At 40.9% G+C, this 18,501-nt stretch carries 14 protein-coding genes; 10 read left to right on the top strand and 4 right to left on the bottom strand.

What is annotated here, in order from left to right; all coding sequences use genetic code 11:
* The first annotated feature begins 178 nt into the window (after positions 1-178).
* Positions 179-1,840: a DNA repair protein RecN gene (recN, locus tag B3600_RS10225; protein ID WP_286752862.1), complete on the top strand. Its 1,662-nt coding sequence runs from the start codon at positions 179-181 to the stop codon at positions 1,838-1,840.
* 47 nt (positions 1,841-1,887) lie between these two features.
* On the opposite strand, the gene B3600_RS10220 is transcribed toward recN, so the two are convergent.
* Both B3600_RS10220 and B3600_RS10215 read right to left on the bottom strand, forming a co-directional pair.
* Positions 1,888-2,307 (bottom strand): hypothetical protein, encoded by a 420-nt coding sequence (locus B3600_RS10220; protein ID WP_046672220.1) that lies wholly within the window; start codon positions 2,305-2,307, stop codon positions 1,888-1,890.
* Between the two features lie 135 nt (positions 2,308-2,442).
* A complete protein-coding gene (locus B3600_RS10215) occupies positions 2,443-4,968 on the bottom strand; it encodes an ATP-dependent Clp protease ATP-binding subunit (protein WP_286752861.1) in 2,526 nt (841 codons plus the stop codon).
* 185 nt (positions 4,969-5,153) lie between these two features.
* Here B3600_RS10215 and ettA point away from each other — a divergent pair, with 185 nt between their 5' ends.
* From ettA to uxuA, 9 genes are all read left to right on the top strand, one after another.
* Positions 5,154-6,836, top strand: coding sequence for an energy-dependent translational throttle protein EttA (ettA, locus tag B3600_RS10210; RefSeq protein ID WP_286752860.1), 1,683 nt, complete (start codon positions 5,154-5,156; stop codon positions 6,834-6,836).
* Between the two features lie 12 nt (positions 6,837-6,848).
* The gene (locus B3600_RS10205) at positions 6,849-8,051 is read left to right on the top strand and encodes a PAS domain-containing sensor histidine kinase (RefSeq protein ID WP_286752859.1); all 1,203 of its coding nucleotides are present in this window, start codon (positions 6,849-6,851) and stop codon (positions 8,049-8,051) included.
* Positions 8,052-8,105: 54 nt separating this feature from the next.
* Positions 8,106-9,173 (top strand): response regulator, encoded by a 1,068-nt coding sequence (locus B3600_RS10200; protein WP_286752858.1) that lies wholly within the window; start codon positions 8,106-8,108, stop codon positions 9,171-9,173.
* A 369-nt stretch (positions 9,174-9,542) separates the two neighbouring features.
* Positions 9,543-9,959, top strand: coding sequence for a lactate dehydrogenase (locus B3600_RS10195; protein ID WP_112374205.1), 417 nt, complete (start codon positions 9,543-9,545; stop codon positions 9,957-9,959).
* Position 9,960: 1 nt separating this feature from the next.
* On the top strand, positions 9,961-11,331 hold the full coding sequence (hemN, locus tag B3600_RS10190) for an oxygen-independent coproporphyrinogen III oxidase (protein WP_286752857.1): 1,371 nt from the start codon (positions 9,961-9,963) through the stop codon (positions 11,329-11,331).
* Positions 11,332-11,340: 9 nt separating this feature from the next.
* On the top strand, positions 11,341-13,734 hold the full coding sequence (locus B3600_RS10185) for a heavy metal translocating P-type ATPase (protein ID WP_286752856.1): 2,394 nt from the start codon (positions 11,341-11,343) through the stop codon (positions 13,732-13,734).
* Between the two features lie 5 nt (positions 13,735-13,739).
* Positions 13,740-13,931, top strand: coding sequence for a cbb3-type cytochrome oxidase assembly protein CcoS (ccoS, locus tag B3600_RS10180; protein WP_286752855.1), 192 nt, complete (start codon positions 13,740-13,742; stop codon positions 13,929-13,931).
* 79 nt (positions 13,932-14,010) lie between these two features.
* Entirely contained in the window at positions 14,011-14,829 is an 819-nt protein-coding gene (locus tag B3600_RS10175) for an SDR family oxidoreductase (RefSeq protein WP_286752854.1), read from the top strand.
* A 12-nt stretch (positions 14,830-14,841) separates the two neighbouring features.
* Positions 14,842-16,002: a mannonate dehydratase gene (uxuA, locus tag B3600_RS10170; RefSeq protein ID WP_286752853.1), complete on the top strand. Its 1,161-nt coding sequence runs from the start codon at positions 14,842-14,844 to the stop codon at positions 16,000-16,002.
* A gap of 147 nt (positions 16,003-16,149) precedes the next feature.
* Here uxuA and B3600_RS10165 read toward each other — a convergent pair whose 3' ends face one another.
* Both B3600_RS10165 and B3600_RS10160 read right to left on the bottom strand, forming a co-directional pair.
* Positions 16,150-17,172, bottom strand: a complete 1,023-nt coding sequence (locus tag B3600_RS10165; RefSeq protein WP_286752852.1) for a LacI family DNA-binding transcriptional regulator — start codon at positions 17,170-17,172, stop codon at positions 16,150-16,152.
* A gap of 906 nt (positions 17,173-18,078) precedes the next feature.
* Positions 18,079-18,309: a hypothetical protein gene (locus B3600_RS10160; RefSeq protein WP_286752851.1), complete on the bottom strand. Its 231-nt coding sequence runs from the start codon at positions 18,307-18,309 to the stop codon at positions 18,079-18,081.
* Between the last annotated feature and the right edge of the window lie 192 nt (positions 18,310-18,501).

Here is an 18,501-nt window from a genome sequence, read left to right as displayed (position 1 = left end):
TTTAGTGCTTGTAAATGTCAAAATTGAGAAAGTCGGTAAAGAGAATTTATGTTTTTTTAAAATAAAACATATTGAAATTGCCTGAGTTTTAGGTAAATTACCTACAGAAAGGTTCATAAATATAGGATCCGATTGAGGACGGTTTTTCCTCCAAACTGTAAAATAGACCTGCAAGAATATGCTAGATACCTTACATATTAGAAATTATGCGCTCATCAACGAATTGGAAATCCAATTTGATAAAGGTTTAAATATGATTACCGGCGAAACCGGTGCCGGTAAATCTATTATCATGGGCGCATTATCGCTGATCTTAGGAAATAGGGCCGAAGGGAAGCATTTTTTCGACCCAACCAAGAAATGTGTGATAGAAGGGGAATTTAAAGTTGGGTCTTATCAGCTACTTGGTTTTTTTGAGGAAAATGATCTTGATTACGCGGACCACACCATTATTCGAAGAGAAATCTCGCCCGATGGTAAATCCCGGGCATTTATTAATGATTCACCGGTCACACTGGCTATCCTCAAAGCTTTAGGTGAGCAGTTGATTGATGTGCATTCGCAACATGCAACATTGCAGATTAATACAGAAGATTTTCAGTTCCTTGTGGTCGATAGTGTGGCAGGAGCATTTGTGCTGAAGCAAAGCTATCGGGAGAGTTTCTTCGCTTATAAGAAAGCAAAAAAAGAACTTGAAGAATTTAAAGAGCTGGTAAAAAAGGCTGCAATTGAACAGGATTATTTTCAGTTTCAATTTGATGAGCTTGATGCCGCCCGATTGGTAGCAGATGAACAGGGACAACTCGAAGTACAACAGCGGCAGTTGGAAAATGCAGAAGATATCAAGCGTGCATTAACTGGTGCGTCACATCTATTAGTAAATGAAGATACGGCAGTTTTAAGCCGTTTAAAAGAGGCGATGAGCCAAGTGGAAGGTATTGTTTCATTTCTGCCTGAGGCGGCAGATTTGGCTGCACGGTTAAAGAGTACGTGGATTGAGCTGAAAGACGTCGCAGCAGAGCTGAGTTCGCTTGAAGAAGATACTCAAATTGATGAAGGTACTTTATTGGAGATCAATGAGCGCCTAAGCCTATTGTATTCCTTACAGAAAAAACACCATGTGGACTCCGTCGAAGAGTTGATTAAATTGCGTGACGATCTTGAATCCAAACTGTTTGCCATAAATTCTTCGGATGAACAATTGGAGCGACTGGAGAAAGAAGTAGTTGCTAAATTAGCTATTGCTCAAAATAAAGGAGAAGAACTCTCAGCAGCCAGAAAGAAAGTCTTAGATTTAATCGCAAAAGATGTACAGGCTACTTTGTCAAATGTAGGGATGCCCAATGCATTGTTGCAAATTAATCTCGAACCATTGAAGGAAGGGGATATGCGGGAATCGGGAATAGATTCAATAAAGTTTTTATTTTCGGCCAATAAAGGACAGGCATTACAATCCATTCATCGGGTTGCCTCCGGCGGAGAGCTCTCCAGGGTGATGCTGGCCATCAAATCCTTGGTTGCAAAAACTTCTGCCTTGCCGACTATTATTTTTGATGAAATTGATACAGGGATCTCGGGTGAAGTAGCGTTGCGTGTGGGGGAGGTGATGGAAAGCCTTGCAGAGAACATGCAGGTCATTGCTATTTCCCATTTGCCACAAATTGCAGCTAAAGGTGCAGCGCATTATAAAGTGTATAAGGAAGATAAAGCCAACCGGACGATATCTAACATTGTTCGTTTGGATCAGGAGGGGAGAGTGAGGGAAATTGCTCAGATGCTCAGTGGTACCAATCCAACGGATGCGGCACTTGAACATGCAGAGTTATTACTGAAAGGATAGCTACTAAATAAAAAAAGGTCTTAGAGATTCTCTAAGACCTTTTTTATTTAGTTTCCACCGTTATCAGCATCCGTTAATGTTACTTTTACTAACATATTGTCCGGACGGACTGGTTTATTGTCGCTACCCACATAATCAGCATAGAGATATACTTTACCAATTTTATACTCCACGCGATAATTATAAGGGCCGATAGCTGAAGGAATGTTAATGAAATAATTTGGATCATTATCAAATGATACAGCTACTCCCACGTGTCCGTAGTCGAAATATTTTGCATCTAATTCGGGAAAGTCCAATTCATTTGAGAAAGAATATCCGGTTTTGTCAACTCCCCAAGAAGAGGAGACTACCTTCGTATTAAAAGTTACTCCCGGTAAATAGTTTGTAACGTATTCTTTCTTACAAGAAGAAAATGAAACCAAGGCTGCGGTTCCAATTAATGCTGCTAATAAAAGTCTTTTCATATTGTTCGTGTTATTTGTGACAATTTTATTATAGGACGATAAAATAGTGCGAAAGTTTAACGCCAACTTTCTTTACAACAAAAAATGCACCATAAAGGTGCATTTTATTGAAATTATTTTTGATACAGCTAAAGCTTACTTCTCAGCGGTATCTTTCGAAGACTTCGAATCTGAGCTAGAAACCTCAATATCTTTGGTTTCAGGATTAATGCTCACGGTCAAAACTGAACCAGTTTGCACATTTCCTTTGAGGATTTCTTCTGCAATCGGATCTTCTAAATATTTCTGGATTGCTCGTTTTAATGGACGTGCACCAAAATTACTGTCATAACCTTTGTCCGCAATGAAATCTTTTGCCTCATCTGTCAAATTGATCGTATAACCCAAATCAGCGATACGTTTGAACAATGACCTCAACTCAATATCAATGATTTTGAAGATGTTTTCTTTTGTCAATGAGTTGAACACAATCACATCATCAATACGGTTCAAAAATTCTGGAGCAAAGGCTCTTTTCAAAGCGGTCTCAATAACTCCACGTGAATGTGCATCAGATTGTTGCGATTTTGCCGCAGTCGTAAAACCAACACCTTGACCAAATTCCTTCAATTGGCGTGCACCAATATTTGAAGTCATAATGATTATGGTATTTCTGAAATCCACTTTACGACCCAAACTATCTGTCAATTGGCCTTCGTCCAATACTTGTAGCATGAGGTTAAACACATCTGGGTGAGCTTTCTCAATTTCATCCAGTAAGACAACCGCATACGGTTTACGACGTACTTTTTCAGTCAATTGACCACCTTCTTCGTAGCCGACGTATCCTGGAGGCGCTCCAACAAGGCGAGATACCGCGAATTTTTCCATGTACTCACTCATGTCAATTTGGATCAGCGCATCTTCTGTATCAAACATAAATCGCGCTAATTCCTTAGCCAACTCTGTTTTACCGACACCGGTAGGGCCTAAGAAGATAAACGAACCGATTGGCTTTTTAGGATCCTTCAAACCTGCACGTGTACGTTGTATCGCTTTCACCAATTTACCTACAGCGTCGTCTTGACCAATGATTCTTCCCTTCATCAATTCAGCCATATTCAACAGTTTTTGACTGTCTGTCTGACTAACACGTTGTACTGGAATACCTGTCATCATGGCCACTACTTCAGCAACATTTTCTTCCGAAACAGTATAACGTTTAGACTTCGTCTCTTCTTCCCAAGCGATTTTTTCTTTCTCGAGCTCCTCGATCAATTTTTTCTCCGTATCACGCAATTTCGCAGCCTCTTCGTATTTTTGACTGCGAACGACTTTATTCTTTTCCAATTTGACCTCTTCAATTTTATTCTCAATGTCAATAATGGACTGCGGTACATGAATATTGTTTAAGTGCACGCGAGAGCCTGCCTCATCCAAAGCATCAATCGCCTTATCGGGTAAGAATCTATCTGTAATGTAACGTGTTGTTAACGACACACAGGCTTCGATTGCTTCAGGAGTGTAGGTCACGTTGTGGTGGTCCTCATATTTCTCCTTGATACGATTCAATATTTCAACTGTTTCGTCATGTGTAGCCGGTTCAATCGTTACACGTTGGAAACGACGGTCCAAAGCACCATCTTTTTCAATGTATTGACGATATTCGTCCAATGTTGTTGCACCAATACATTGGATTTCTCCTCTTGCCAAGGCAGGTTTGAACATATTGGAAGCATCTAACGATCCTGAAGCGCCACCTGCACCAACGATGGTGTGAATCTCATCGATAAATAAGATGACATCCGGTGATTTCTCCAGTTCATTCATAACCGCTTTCATACGTTCTTCAAATTGACCGCGATATTTCGTCCCGGCAACCAATGAAGCTAGATCCAATGTGACTACACGCTTATTGAAGAGCACACGCGATACCTTGCGTTGGACAATACGAAGCGCAAGTCCCTCTGCAATAGCTGATTTACCAACTCCCGGTTCACCGATCAACAACGGATTGTTCTTCTTGCGTCGGGATAAAATTTGAGACACACGCTCAATCTCTTTTTCGCGACCTACAATAGGATCCAATTTACCCTCTTCGGCAGCTTTGGTCAAATCACGGCCAAAATTGTCCAATACTGGAGTTTTGGATTTAATATCCGAAACTTTTTTAGGTTGGATATATTGATCATCCTCTGCAAAATCATCATCGCCGGTAGGAGAGCCCGGAGCTTCGTCCTTGATCGTCGTTCTATTTTGCTCAACTTCAGATTTGAAGATGTCGTAAGTCACATTGTATTGTTGTAAAATCTGAGAAGCAATATTATCTTCATCCCGTAAGATAGCCAATAATAGATGCTCCGTTCCGATGATATCCGATTTGAATATTTTAGCTTCCAAATAAGTGATCTTCAAAACTTTTTCAGCCTGTTTTGTTAATGGCATATTGCCAATAGGTGCTCGTGAAACCGATGCCCCCTTCACTGCGTCCTCCACAGATTGACGTAGTGCTGCCGTGTCAATGCCTATGTTTTTAAGGATCTTTATCGCCATTCCATCGCCTTCACGAATCAATCCAAGCAATAAATGCTCTGTTCCTATATAATCGTGACGCAATCTTAAAGCTTCCTCTCTACTGTACGATATGACATCCTTTACGCGCGGTGAAAATTTTGCTTCCATTGAATACCTTTCTGTTTTATATTAAGGATATATAAATGTAGTAAATTCTGCATTTCAAACCTTAAAATTATTTTAAATAATGTCATCAACAATTAAGCCATGACCGTTATACGTCCAAAATGTCAGTATAAAAGATTACATTTGTATGTTAATATAACAAGAGTTTTCGAATTTTTTTAAATTTTATGTCAGACGAGAAGATCATTTTTTCGATGGCGGGTGTCAACAAGATCTATCCGCCTCAAAAACAAGTTTTAAAAAATATCTATTTATCTTTTTTCTATGGTGCGAAGATCGGCGTGATCGGTTTGAATGGATCAGGTAAATCTTCCCTATTAAAAATTATCGCTGGATTGGATAAGTCATATCAAGGCGAGGTGGTGTTCTCCCCTGGTTATTCTGTGGGTTATTTAGCGCAAGAACCTCAATTGGATCTTGAAAAGACTGTTCTTGAAGTGGTACAGGAAGGTGTTGCCGAAATTACAGCCATCTTACAGGAATACGAAGAAATCAACGAAAAATTTGGCCTGCCTGAGGTTTATGAAAATGCCGATGAGATGGACAAATTGTTGGCAAGACAAGGTGAACTTCAGGATATCATTGATGCCACTAACGCTTGGGAAATCGATTCGAAATTGGAAAGAGCAATGGATGCTTTACGTTGCCCTGAACCAGATGCGAAGATTGTCAATTTGTCAGGTGGTGAGCGTAGACGTGTAGCATTATGTCGCTTATTATTGCAGGAACCAGACGTATTGCTCTTAGATGAGCCGACCAACCACTTGGATGCCGAGTCGATCGATTGGTTAGAACAACATTTAAAACAGTATAAAGGAACTGTCATCGCCGTTACCCACGACCGTTATTTCTTGGATAATGTTGCTGGATGGATTCTTGAATTGGATCGCGGTGAAGGTATTCCCTGGAAAGGAAATTATTCTTCTTGGTTAGATCAAAAAGCAAAACGTCTCGCGCAGGAAGAAAAGCAGGAAACCAAACGTCAAAAAACCCTGGAGCGTGAGCTGGAATGGGTGCGTATGGCACCGAAAGCACGTCACGCTAAATCGAAAGCACGTTTGCATAACTATGAAAAATTAGCTTCTGAGGAAACGAAAGAACGCGAAGAAAAATTGGAATTGTTTATTCCGCCGGGGCCACGTCTGGGGAACTCTGTCATTGAGGCAACGAATATCTCCAAAGCCTATGGCGATCGCATTTTATTTGAGAACTTAAGCTTCATGTTGCCGCCGGCAGGTATCGTAGGCATCATTGGACCAAATGGTGCGGGTAAAACAACTTTATTCCGCTTGATCACAGGACAGGAAACGCCGGATACAGGTTCTTTCAAAGTCGGGGAAACAGTGAAATTGGGCTATGTGGACCAAATGCACCACGACCTCGATCCGGAAAAATCGGTTTGGGAAAATATTACGGGTGGCAGCGACAATATGATGTTGGGTAACCGCTCGGTGAACTCAAGAGCTTATGTTTCCAAATTCAATTTTAACGGTGCTGATCAACAAAAGAAAGTAGGTGTGCTTTCGGGTGGAGAACGCAATCGTGTTCACCTAGCTATCACGCTTAAAGAGGGATCAAATGTACTCTTGCTCGATGAGCCGACCAATGATATTGATGTAAATACCTTGCGGGCACTGGAAGAAGGCTTGGAGAACTTCGGCGGTTGCGCCGTTGTTATTTCCCACGATAGATGGTTCCTGGATCGTATTTGTACCCATATCCTTGCTTTTGAGGGCGATTCTCAGGTTTATTTCTTCGAAGGTAACTATACTGAATATGAAGACAACCGTAAAAAACGCGTGGGTGATGTAACGCCACATCGTATTAAATACAAAAAATTAGTTAAATAATAGGAGTGGATCATGGAGAGCGGAAGGCTTTTGGCTGCTATAATAGACCACGCTATTGATGGAATAATAACCATAGACAACAGGGGGAATGTGGAAAGCATTAACCCTGCTGCCTTGGAATTGTTCGGTTATCAGGCTGAAGAGGTAATCGGACACAATATATCCATGTTAATGCCTGAACCTGATCGCGGCAATCACGATGGTTATATCCATAATTACCAAACCACAGGCCACAAGAAGATTATCGGAATCGGCCGCGAAGTGATGGGCTTAAAGAAAAATGGAGAAACATTTCCATTTCGCTTAGCAGTCAGTGAGGTTTGGTTAAAAGATAAGAATATCTTTACAGGCTTTATTCACGATTTATCGCGTGAGAAAGCTGCCGAGGATATGCTCAAGCAACATGCTGCCGAACTCGAGCATAAAGTCAGTGAACGTACGCGCGATCTGATCTCCTTGGTGTCCGAACTTGAAAAGGCGAAGGCAGAGGTTTCTAAATCCTTGGAAAAAGAAATTGAGCTTAGCCAACTAAAATCGCGTTTTGTGTCTATGGCTTCGCATGAGTTTCGTACGCCTCTAAGCTCCGTTCAGCTTTCAGCTTCGCTGATTGAAAAGTATGCCGAGCGACCGGATGATAAAACTAATATCATTAAACATACCAATAAAATCAAAGGTGCAGTTCAATTGCTGACCAGCATTCTGAATGATTTCCTATCCTTAGAGAAACTGGAAGCTGGTATCGTTGTCATGAATAAGCAATACATCAATCTGGTCGAATTGGCGGAAGAGATTACCGAAGAAATGCAATTGATCTGTAAGAAAAATCAGCATATTGTATACCAACATACGGGAGAAATTGGACATTTTACCTTAGATCCAAATCTGTTGAAAAACGCTTTGGTCAACTTAATTTCCAATGCAATCAAATATTCCGGAGAAGACACATTGATCGAATTTACAACCTGTATTGACGACGAAGGCTGCTTAATATCCGTGAAAGACAATGGTATTGGTATACCCGAGGAAGATCAAGTACATTTGTTTGAGCCTTTTTTTAGAGCACATAATACAGGTAATATCCCTGGTACAGGATTAGGCCTGAATATCGTAAAACGGTATATCGAATTGATGGAAGGTCAGATGGAATTTGAATCGGAAGTACATAAAGGAACTTCATTCCGCGTGCGCTTCAAGGAGAGCGGTGTTGATAAATAGAGGCAAAGCATAAAAGGGTCTAAAACATAAAAAGGACAGAATAAATAATTGCAGATGAGAAATAAAAAGACAATTCTAATTATTGAAGATAATATTGATATCCGAGAGGGGACTACCGAAATATTGGAGTTGACAGGAAGGTATGATGTCATTACTGCCGAAAATGGACGTGTTGGAGTCGACCTGGCAACAAGACATATACCTGATCTGATTCTCTGTGATATCATGATGCCTGAATTAGATGGTTATGGCGTCTTATTTATGTTAAGCAAAATTGAAAGTACAGCCAAAATTCCGTTCATTTTTCTGACCGCCAAAGCGGAACGCGCAGATATGCGCAAAGCGATGGAGATGGGAGCGGACGATTATCTGACCAAACCTTTTGATGATGTTGAATTGATGAATGCAATAGATGTGCGCCTCAAAAGACATGAGCAGCTGGCAGCAGATGTTTCGCAGGAAGATGATTTGAGTTTGAGTGCTGAAGAGCAGGTATTATTGCTACATGAACTTCTCGCTAATTCACGCGTGAAAACCGTGAAGAAAAAACAGTCTATTTATGAAAAAGACGATTCGCCAACATATGTCTATTTTGTGAAATCTGGACAGGTGCGCAGTTTTAAGTCTTATAAAGATGGACGCGAGCTGTCTACGGGTATTTTTATTTCAGGAAATTATTTTGGCTATGCCTCGATTTTGTTGAATGATAATTATGAAGACTACGCCGAAGCAGTTGAGCCAAGTGAAATTGTCTTGATACCAAAAGACAGTTTTCTGGAGCTGTTATGGAAAAAGCCTGCAATAGCCAGTAAATTTATTAAGCTTCTTTCTGTCGATTTACGGGAAAAGGAAGAACAATTGCTTGGCTTTGCCTATCATTCTGTCCGTAAGCGGGTCGCAAACGCGTTGATCAGTGTTGCTGAAAAAAGTGGAATCAATATAAACGAGGTCAATGCATGTACAATTGACGTGACACGGGATGGTCTGGCTTCAATTGCAGGGACAGCCAATGAAACTGTTTCCCGTATGCTCTCTGATTTTAAAGAAGAAAAATTGATTTCAAAAGAAAAAGGCAAAATATACATCAATTCCATCAAGAACCTGCGGGATGTGAAGCAGTAGGTGACAGAAACGAAGATTTAAAAATCAACAAAAAAAAGGCGTGTTCAGTTTTTCTGAACACGCCTTTTTTCTGATAGTCTATGTTTATTTATTTGTGTCCTTTCATTAAAGTATCAATGCGAGCTCGCTTTGCCGTTTTATTGAACTAATTTGGTTTCATTGGTTTCAATGACCGTGTTGTACGCGATTATTGGCCAGATAATAGCTTTCGGTTGATTTCACAGCTGTTGGTATTTGCGAAATCATGCAAGTTTTTGTGAATTGTGATAAATATCATTTTAAGGTGTGGTGCTACATCATCTTTTTGCCCATATGCATAATTTACTTTTGTTCTTAGGATAAACCTTAATTGGTGATTGTAGAATCAGAATGAAAGTAGTAGTATATAATGTAAGGTCATTTGAAAAAGAGTTTTGGGCATTGGCAAATGCCAAACAACATGACTTAACTTTGATTTCAAATGGATTAAATGCGGAGACACAGAATTATGCGCGTGGAAAAGATGCGGTAGTTATTTCCGTGAGCGATATTTTGGACGAGAGCATGCTACTTAATTTAAAAGGGTTAGGGATCAATAAAATTATGACCCGGAGTAAAGATACTGCTCATATCGATTTAGTGAAAGCTGGAGATCTGCATATTCAGATTGCCAATGCGCCGTTCGAAGATCAGAGTCCCAAAGGACTGGCTGAGCAGACCGTCCGGAATCTCAACTTATGGGGAATAGAAAAATGTGTGGGTAAAGCCTGTTGTTGTCTAAACGACTGTGCAAAAAAAATAAAATAAAATGATTACATCGCAGGTTATAATGGAAGAATTGGTGCAGAAATATAATGTTGCCGCACCGCGCTATACAAGTTATCCAACCGTTCCCTTTTGGGATAATGAAGCATTTTCCCGGACGGCATGGACTAATCAAGTCTATCATACCTTTGGGCAATCGAAGGAGAAAGGAATCAGCCTGTATATCCATCTTCCTTTTTGTGAAAGCCTCTGTACGTATTGTGGCTGCAATACGCGCATTACAAAAAACCATCGCGTTGAAGAACCTTATATTGCGTCTCTTTTGAAGGAATGGGAAATGTACGTCGCTCTATTTAAAGGAGAAAGACCGTTATTGGCAGAAATACATTTGGGTGGTGGAACTCCGACCTTTTTCCACCCAGATAATTTGAGGGTACTGATTGAGGAAATCCTTAAACTTTCAGACCTGGCTCCTGATCATTCATTCTCTTTTGAAGCTCACCCCGCCAATACAACGATCGCGCATCTACAAACTTTATTTGACCTGGGATTTCGGCGCTTGAGCCTGGGAATACAGGATTTTGATCCACTTGTACAGTTTGTGATCAACCGGCATCAAACATCAGCGGAAGTGGAAGAGGTTATGCTGAATGCGCGGAAAATCGGATTTGAGTCCATTAATTTTGACCTGATTTACGGATTGCCTAAGCAGACGCTTGCGACCGTCGCCGATACCATTCAAAAGTCGATGCTGCTCGCTCCAGACCGGATCTCTTTTTATAGCTATGCCCACGTGCCTTGGATAAAACCCGGTCAACGACATTATACCGAAGCAGATCTACCGAATGGTGCGGCCAAACTTGCCCTGTATAATCTTGGGAAAAAAATGATTTTAGCCCATGGCTATGAAGATGTCGGTATGGATCATTTTGCGAAAAGAGAGGACGAGTTATTTGTGGCTTTTCAACAAGAGCGATTACATCGCAATTTTATGGGGTATGCTGATCGGTTTAGCCCCCTGTTAATCGGTATTGGCGTCTCTTCGATCAGTGATGCTTGGGGGGCTTTTGCCCAAAATGTGAAGACCGTAGAAGAATACCATAAACTTATCGACGCAGGGGTATTGCCCGTTGTAAAAGGACATATACTCAACGAGGAGGATCTTCTTGTAAGGCGTTATATCCTCGATATGATGTGTAAAGGTAAAGTGCAGTTGCCGACAGGTGCGCCGTTGAATGGGCAGATTATCGACGAATTGTCTGAACTTGTTGCAGATGGTTTAGTTTCCATAACCGGCGACTTAATTCAATGTACTGCTATTGGACGCTCTTTTTTAAGAAATATCTGTATGGCCTTTGATCAGCGATTATTGCGTTCAAAAGCACAAAATCAATTATTTAGTCAGGCAATTTAGAACGAAGGTATGGCAGAGCTAAGGGATGAAATACAACTTGCAGAAAAATGTTTCCATTGCGGCGATAAAATTGAGGAAACGGGTTATCAGCTCGATCATCATGATTTTTGCTGTCTGGGATGTCAGACCGTTTACCAAGTACTGAACGATAGTGGTATGCAGCAATATTATCGCTATAATCAGCACCCGGGTAAATCAAATAAATCCAAGCAAGAAGATTTTTCCTATCTGGATGAACCACAGATTGCCGGTAAATTAGTGGATTATAAAGATGATAAGATGACTATCATCACCTTTTATATTCCGGCTATTCACTGTAGCTCTTGTATCTGGTTGCTGGAAAATTTATATAAACTAAATCCCAACGTACTGCAGTCGCGCGTGGACTTTATGAAGAAACAGGCGAGCATTACATTCAATCACAATGAGCTGCCATTGAAAGACCTGGTTTATCTTTTGGTCAATATCGGTTATGACCCTAAAATCACTTTGCAGGATGTTGTAAAGGAAGGGAATAGAAATAATTTGAATCCTTTGGTCGCAAAAATTGCTGTTGCCGGTTTCTGTTTTGGAAATTCTATGTTATTCAGTTTCCCTGATTATTTTGGAATGGGGAGTTTTGAAAAGGAATATGCCAATTTCTTTGGTTATATAAACCTGGCCTTTGGTCTCCCTGTTTTATTGTATTGTGCATCGGATTATTTCAAATCGGCCTATTGGAGTCTGAAACAAAAGAGATTGAATCTGGATGTGCCATTAGCTCTAGGAATCCTCGTGTTATTTTTGCGTTCCGCGTTTGAGGTGATCACACAGACAGGAGCTGGTTTTACGGATACACTCTGTAGTCTTGTATTCTTTATATTGATCGGAAAATGGGTACAACAACGTACCTATTATCATATCTCATTTGAACGGGATTACCGGAGTTATTTCCCCGTGGCTGTAACAGTATTGACGGAATCAGGGGACAAACCTGTACAATTAGCTGACGTTCATATCGGTGACCGTATCTTGGTTCGGAACAATGAAATTATACCCGCTGATGCCATGCTTTTAAAAGGCGATGCTGCGATAGATTTTAGCTTTGTAACGGGAGAATCAAGTCCGGTCAGTAAGACCTTAGGCGAAATTATCTATGCCGGCGGACGCCAGACGGGGGAAGCGATAGAACTTGAAGTGGTCAAACCGATTTCACAGTCCTATTTGACCAAATTATGGAATAATGAGAATTATAAAGATTATGACAAACATTTTCAAACATTTGTCAACTTTATAAGTAAATATTTTACTGTTGTTTTATTGGCTATTGCACTATTGGCTGCCTTATTTTGGGCCGTTGATGGTAGTGCAAGTAGGGCTTGGGGAGCTTTTACGGCGGTATTGATTATTGCATGCCCATGTGCGCTGGCGTTGAGCTCTCCATTTACCCTTTCTGCAGCGCTAAGTATTTTTGATCGAAATAAGTTCTATGTGAAAAATACGGCCGCAATTGAGCAGATGGCAACGATTGATACTTTGGTGTTCGATAAAACTGGCACAATATCATCGCCTAAAGCAACTTCAATTTATTTTGAAGGTAGTCTTTCAGCAATTGACAAAAAGTTACTGAATGCGGTATGTAGAAACTCTAGCCATCCATTGAGCCGTGAGATTGTCAAGTGGCTGAATGTCTCTGCTGATATTTCGGTACAGGATTTTAAGGAATTTCCGGGAAAGGGGATGCAGGCTAATGTAAGTGGTAAGGAAATTAAAATCGGTAGTGCTAACTTTCTGAATATCGGTAATATTAAAACAGATGGGTCTGTGGTTTTTATTCGCATAGGTGAGGAGTTAAAAGGGTATTTTACCATGGAGCAATCCTGGCGTGATGGCCTTTCGGCGTTGATTGAAGATTTTAAAGTTGAATATGACCTTCATTTGATCTCGGGCGATAACGATAGACGCCTGGATGCGCTGCAGTTAATTTTTCCGTCAAACGCAAGTTTGCTTTTTAATCAATCACCCATGGAAAAACTGAAAACAATTCAAAATTTTCAGGTAGACGGAAAGCATGTCTGTATGATTGGTGATGGCCTTAATGATGCAGGGGCATTGCGTAAAGCAGATTTGGGCATCGCCGTGAGTGATGATATCAATAACTTCTCCCCTGGTTGCGATGCAATACTGGATGGGGAGTCGTTTTCAAAAATGCCAGATTTCTTTGCTTTTAGTAAAGATGCGGTGAAAGTAATACATATGAGCTTTGGAATATCTCTTTTATATAATGTAATTGGATTGAGCTTTGCCGTGCAGGGTATTATGTCGCCATTATTTGCAGCGATTCTAATGCCAATCAGTACGGTAACGATCATCTCCTTTACAAGTCTCATGACGAGATGGTATGCCAAACGCCGTAAACTATAGTTGTTATGGAAATAATGTATATTTTGATCGGTTGTAGTGTTTTGTTGGCGTTGATTTTTCTATGTGCTTTTTTCTGGGCAAATAAAACCGGTCAGCATAATGATACCTATACACCTTCTATACGGATTCTGTTTGATGATGAAACGACAGAAGAAGAAGAAGATAAGGAGGGCGGCGTAACTAAAACGTTATCGTAATTAAATCAATTACTTTTTTTTGTAATTAAGGTTATTATCAATAAAATTGGGGATAAATACCAATTTGAAATAAAAATACATGCATAATAATCCATTTTCATTAAAAGATAAGGTAGTTGTAATTACGGGAGGTACAGGGATTTTAGGCGAGGCATTTGTTGAGGCTTTGGCCGAGGCAGAAGCCAAAGTCGCGATCCTTGGACGTAATGGACAAATCGGAGCAGAGCGTGTCCAACAGGTCGAGTCCGTTGGTGGCGAAGCTATATTTGTTGAAGTTGACATCATGAACGAACAGGATGTCACTCGGGCGAAAGATGAAGTTTTGCAAAAGTGGGGTAGGATAGACGCTTTAGTAAACGCCGTTGGAGGCAACATTCCCGGTGCAACAATTGGTGCCGATCAAGATTTATTCGCGAGCAATATTCAGGATACCATTAAAGCAATTGAGCTTAATCTGTATGGTACAATGATTCCTACGCATATTATTGGTCGTGTGATTGCCGAAAGCGGAAAGGGTGTCATCATCAATATATCATCCCTCACAGCCAGTCGTCCTTTTACACGTGTTTTGGGCTACACTGTGGCAAAACACGGTATCGATGGTTATACAAAATGGATGGCCACCGAACTCGCTCAGCGTTATGGCGATCAAGTCCGGGTTAATGCAATCGCTCCCGGCGTATTCTTAACCAAGCAGAACAAAAACTTATTGATCAATCCAGACGGTACTTATAGCGACCGTACCAAACGTATCCTTCATGGAACGCCCTATAACCGTTTGGGCGACCCCCGTGAGTTAAAAGGTACTTTAATCTATCTATTGAGCGATGCATCTGCCTTTGTGACGGGAGAGACTGTCTTTGTCGATGGTGGTTTTAATGCATGGTGTGGCGTTTAATTAAATTTTAAGATGAAAAAATTAGAACAAACCTGGCGTTGGTATGGGCCCAATGACCCCGTATCTTTACAGGATATCAAACAGGCTGGAGCTACTGGCATTGTTACGGCATTACATCATATTCCTCACGGTGAGGTATGGCCACTTGCCGATATTCAAGAAAGAAAACGCATTATAGAAGATGCGGGTCTTACCTGGTCTGTGGTGGAAAGTGTGACAGTACACGAGGAGATTAAGACAAAAGGAGCTCAAGTAGAAGAATACCTCCAGAAATATAATGAGACATTAATCAATCTCGCCCAATGTGGTATCAAAACAATCTGTTATAATTTTATGCCCGTGCTGGATTGGACACGTACACAATTGGACTTAACCATGGCGGATGGTTCAAAAGCATTGTATTTTGATTGGATTGATTTGGCACTCTTTGATATATTTATATTAAAACGTGATGAAGCTCGAGCAGCGTATCCCGAAGATGTTGTAAAACGTGCATCTTTGCGATTTGATGAAATTTCGGAACAGCAAAAAGATGAATTGGCAAATGTTGTCTTAATGGGAATTCCGGGGGAGAAGAATGTGGAATTGGAGGCATTGAAAGCAAGCATTGATACCTATAAGCATATTGGAAAAGACGGTTTGCGCAATAATCTGGTTTATTTTCTTCAGGGAATTGCGACAACCTGCGAAGAGAATGGTATATGCATGACGATTCATCCGGATGATCCACCATATCCGATATTAGGTTTGCCTCGCATAGCCAGTAACGGTGAGGATTTTGAGTATTTTCTGAATGCAGTTCCGCAGCAATTTAATGGCGTTTGTTTTTGCACGGGATCTTTGGGGGCTAGTCAGACCAACGATTTGCCAGCGATCTTGGAAAATATCAAAGGGCGGGTAAATTTTGTTCACTTGCGTAATGTGAAGAAAGATGCTATCGGGAGTTTTTACGAGGCAGACCATTTGGATGGTGATGTAAATATGTTTAAAGTTATGAAAATTTTGGTCGCTGAAAATCAATTGAGATCTACCGCTATTCCATTCAGACCAGATCATGGTCATCAGATGTTGGATGATCTGAATAAAGTCACAAATCCTGGGTATTCTGCTATTGGAAGATTGAGAGGGCTTGCAGAATTACGGGGCTTGGAATATGGTATTATCGGTGAATAATACCAAGGGGCAAGTTTAATTTGTGATTAATAACTTTTGGTCTGGACCGTTAATAAAAAAAACAGCCGGGAAATTAGAAGCGATGTTCTTCATGTTTCTCGGCTGTTTTACTTTTAAATGCCTCTTCGAAGCTTATAGTGACTGAAATTATAAAGAAGATTTACGAATGATGAGCTGTGTCGGAAGCTCAATCGTTTCAAATTCATGCACTGGTCTTGTTTGGTTAATGGTCGCCATTAATTTATTTGTTGCTAATTCTCCAATTTCTGTTGCAGGTTGTACAACGGTGGATAGCGCTGGATTTAACGAAGCAGCAATTTGTGTGTTTGAAAAACCGATAACGGCAACTTCGGAAGGAACTTGAATCTGAAGTTCAGCCAAGATACCCAATGTTCGGGTTGTAATAATATCTGTTGCTCCAAAAATTGCATCAATATTTTTATGTTCAAGATATTCTTTGAGCAAAATCTCTCTTATTGTTTGGTCGATATCCGTGGTATTATTAAAGCTACATTCGATGTAATGCCTATTATCAAAAGGAATACCCGCATCTGATAAAGCAGATTTAAAGCCATTTAATCGTTCGGCTGCCACCCCTAAGTTCTTTCCCGTGATATGCAAAATATTTTTTTTGCCCTGTTCGATGAGGTGTTTTGTGGCGTTATATGCACCTTGGAAATTATTGACCCCGACCTTGAATGTATCAAGCTGGTGATTGATGCGATCAAAAATAACCACAGGTATCTGCGATTTTATCAGTGCTTTTAGTTCTTCAATATTTGAATCAGAAGAGACTGGAGATATCATTAAGCCATCAATACCGCGCATGCGTAAGACGTCAATACAATTTTTTTCGATCCGTTCGTCTTCCCGGCTTTGCATGAAAATAACGTCATAGACCGTCTGTTGAGAGGCTATTTGAATTCCATCGAGGATTTGTGAAACGAATGTATTGCTAATGTTGGATACAATAACCCCTATTGTATTGGATTTACCTATTTTTAAGCTCCGTGCCAACTTATTTGGGTGGAAATTATGCTTTTTGGCATATTCCTGAACCATCTTTTTAGTCGCTTCACTTATTTCGTAGCTGTCTGATAATGCTTTGGAAACCGTCGAAACAGAAATATTGAGTGCCAACGCTATATCTTTCAGGGTAGTTCTGCTCATCGCTCTGGTGGTTATTTTAAGAAGATAAATCTACATAAAAAAATGTATAAATGCGTTTTTATCTTCATAATTAGCCATTATCTATGGTCGGCTGGGACTTCGCCAATGGATTTGATTGGCAGGATTTCCTTTTTCCAATCCCTCTTCAAAATTAAAAAGAAGTTCAACATACACGAAGCTAACCAAGGGCTTTTCGGCCCATGTAACCTATGCGAGTCCGAGTGTTTGGTGTTTTTTTGGCTATTTTTCGGTATTTCTAGGTAAGATGTCGCGCTGCGGTTCGTTTCGTTTTCGATCTTGAACCAGTCCAGAATCCATCCTGAATGGGCCTAGCGAGGGTTTAGCTAGGGCTTAGTTTCGCCCTGCGGGCAGGGTGCGGCTACCTTGAAAGTAACCTGAATCCATGCCAGACTCGGACTCAACACGGACTCAACACGGACTCAACACGGACAGAACACGGTTGCAGGGCAAATCTGCCCCGAGCATGGTACGAAGCAGGTGGGGAGGGGAGTCGAAGGTTCCCGCAAGCCCTGCGTAGCAGCCGGAGCCCTGTCCACGAGGCAGAACCCTAGTTTGCCCTAAATGAGCCATGCTTCCCCAGTAAATAAAGGAGAGTTAAGGATGCTTTATTCCTTAGTTTAGCTTTTGTTTATATTTAGCTTAGTATTAAGTTAGGTTTAGTTTAGCTCTGACCTATACTATACCTAAACAAACCCTAAGTTAACTCTAAACTAAACCTAAGTAAACAGGTAGAAAAGTATAGCTACAGAAGAAGGTATTCCGGCAGCCTGTGTTCTGCCATTGTTCTGGCTTTATCAATAGCCGGCACACCGTTTTCAATTGGGCAAAAGCAGAGCGAAGAATGCCCTTTGCATCTTTCAGGCCTAACAATACCCCCTTTACTGTTCACGATACCGTTTCTCTTTCCCCGGGAAGTGGGAACACAGCAGGGTTAGCCCGGTTTCCGCGGTACGATCCAATTTCCAGCACCATTCCTTTTTCCCCAGGGAAGCCTGTGCCAAAGCCCGGTTCCCGGTATGTACGCAGCTCGCCGCGGTTCCCCTGCAATGTCCAGGTTAGATCCCGGTTCCCGTCCCCATTCTGTCCCGGAGCCGACGTTCCCAGCCTTCCGATCACCTGTTTTACAAAAAGAATCTCGCACCGTTACAGGTAGTTAAGGGCAAAATGAAATAAATAAGAACAAAAGGCTTGGAAGTTTGTTAGTAAACTCCCTATCTTTGCACCACTCCGCAAGGGAGGGACGGTTACTTCGAAAGAAGGAATCATGAAAAAAAGAAGGGTTTAAGTGAGTTTGGCAGGATTTAAAAT

Origin of the sequence: Sphingobacterium sp. UBA2480, from assembly GCF_002341965.1 — a bacterium.
Classification (GTDB): Bacteria; Bacteroidota; Bacteroidia; order Sphingobacteriales; family Sphingobacteriaceae; genus Sphingobacterium; species Sphingobacterium multivorum.
This window is presented reverse-complemented; position numbering and strand designations above follow the sequence as displayed.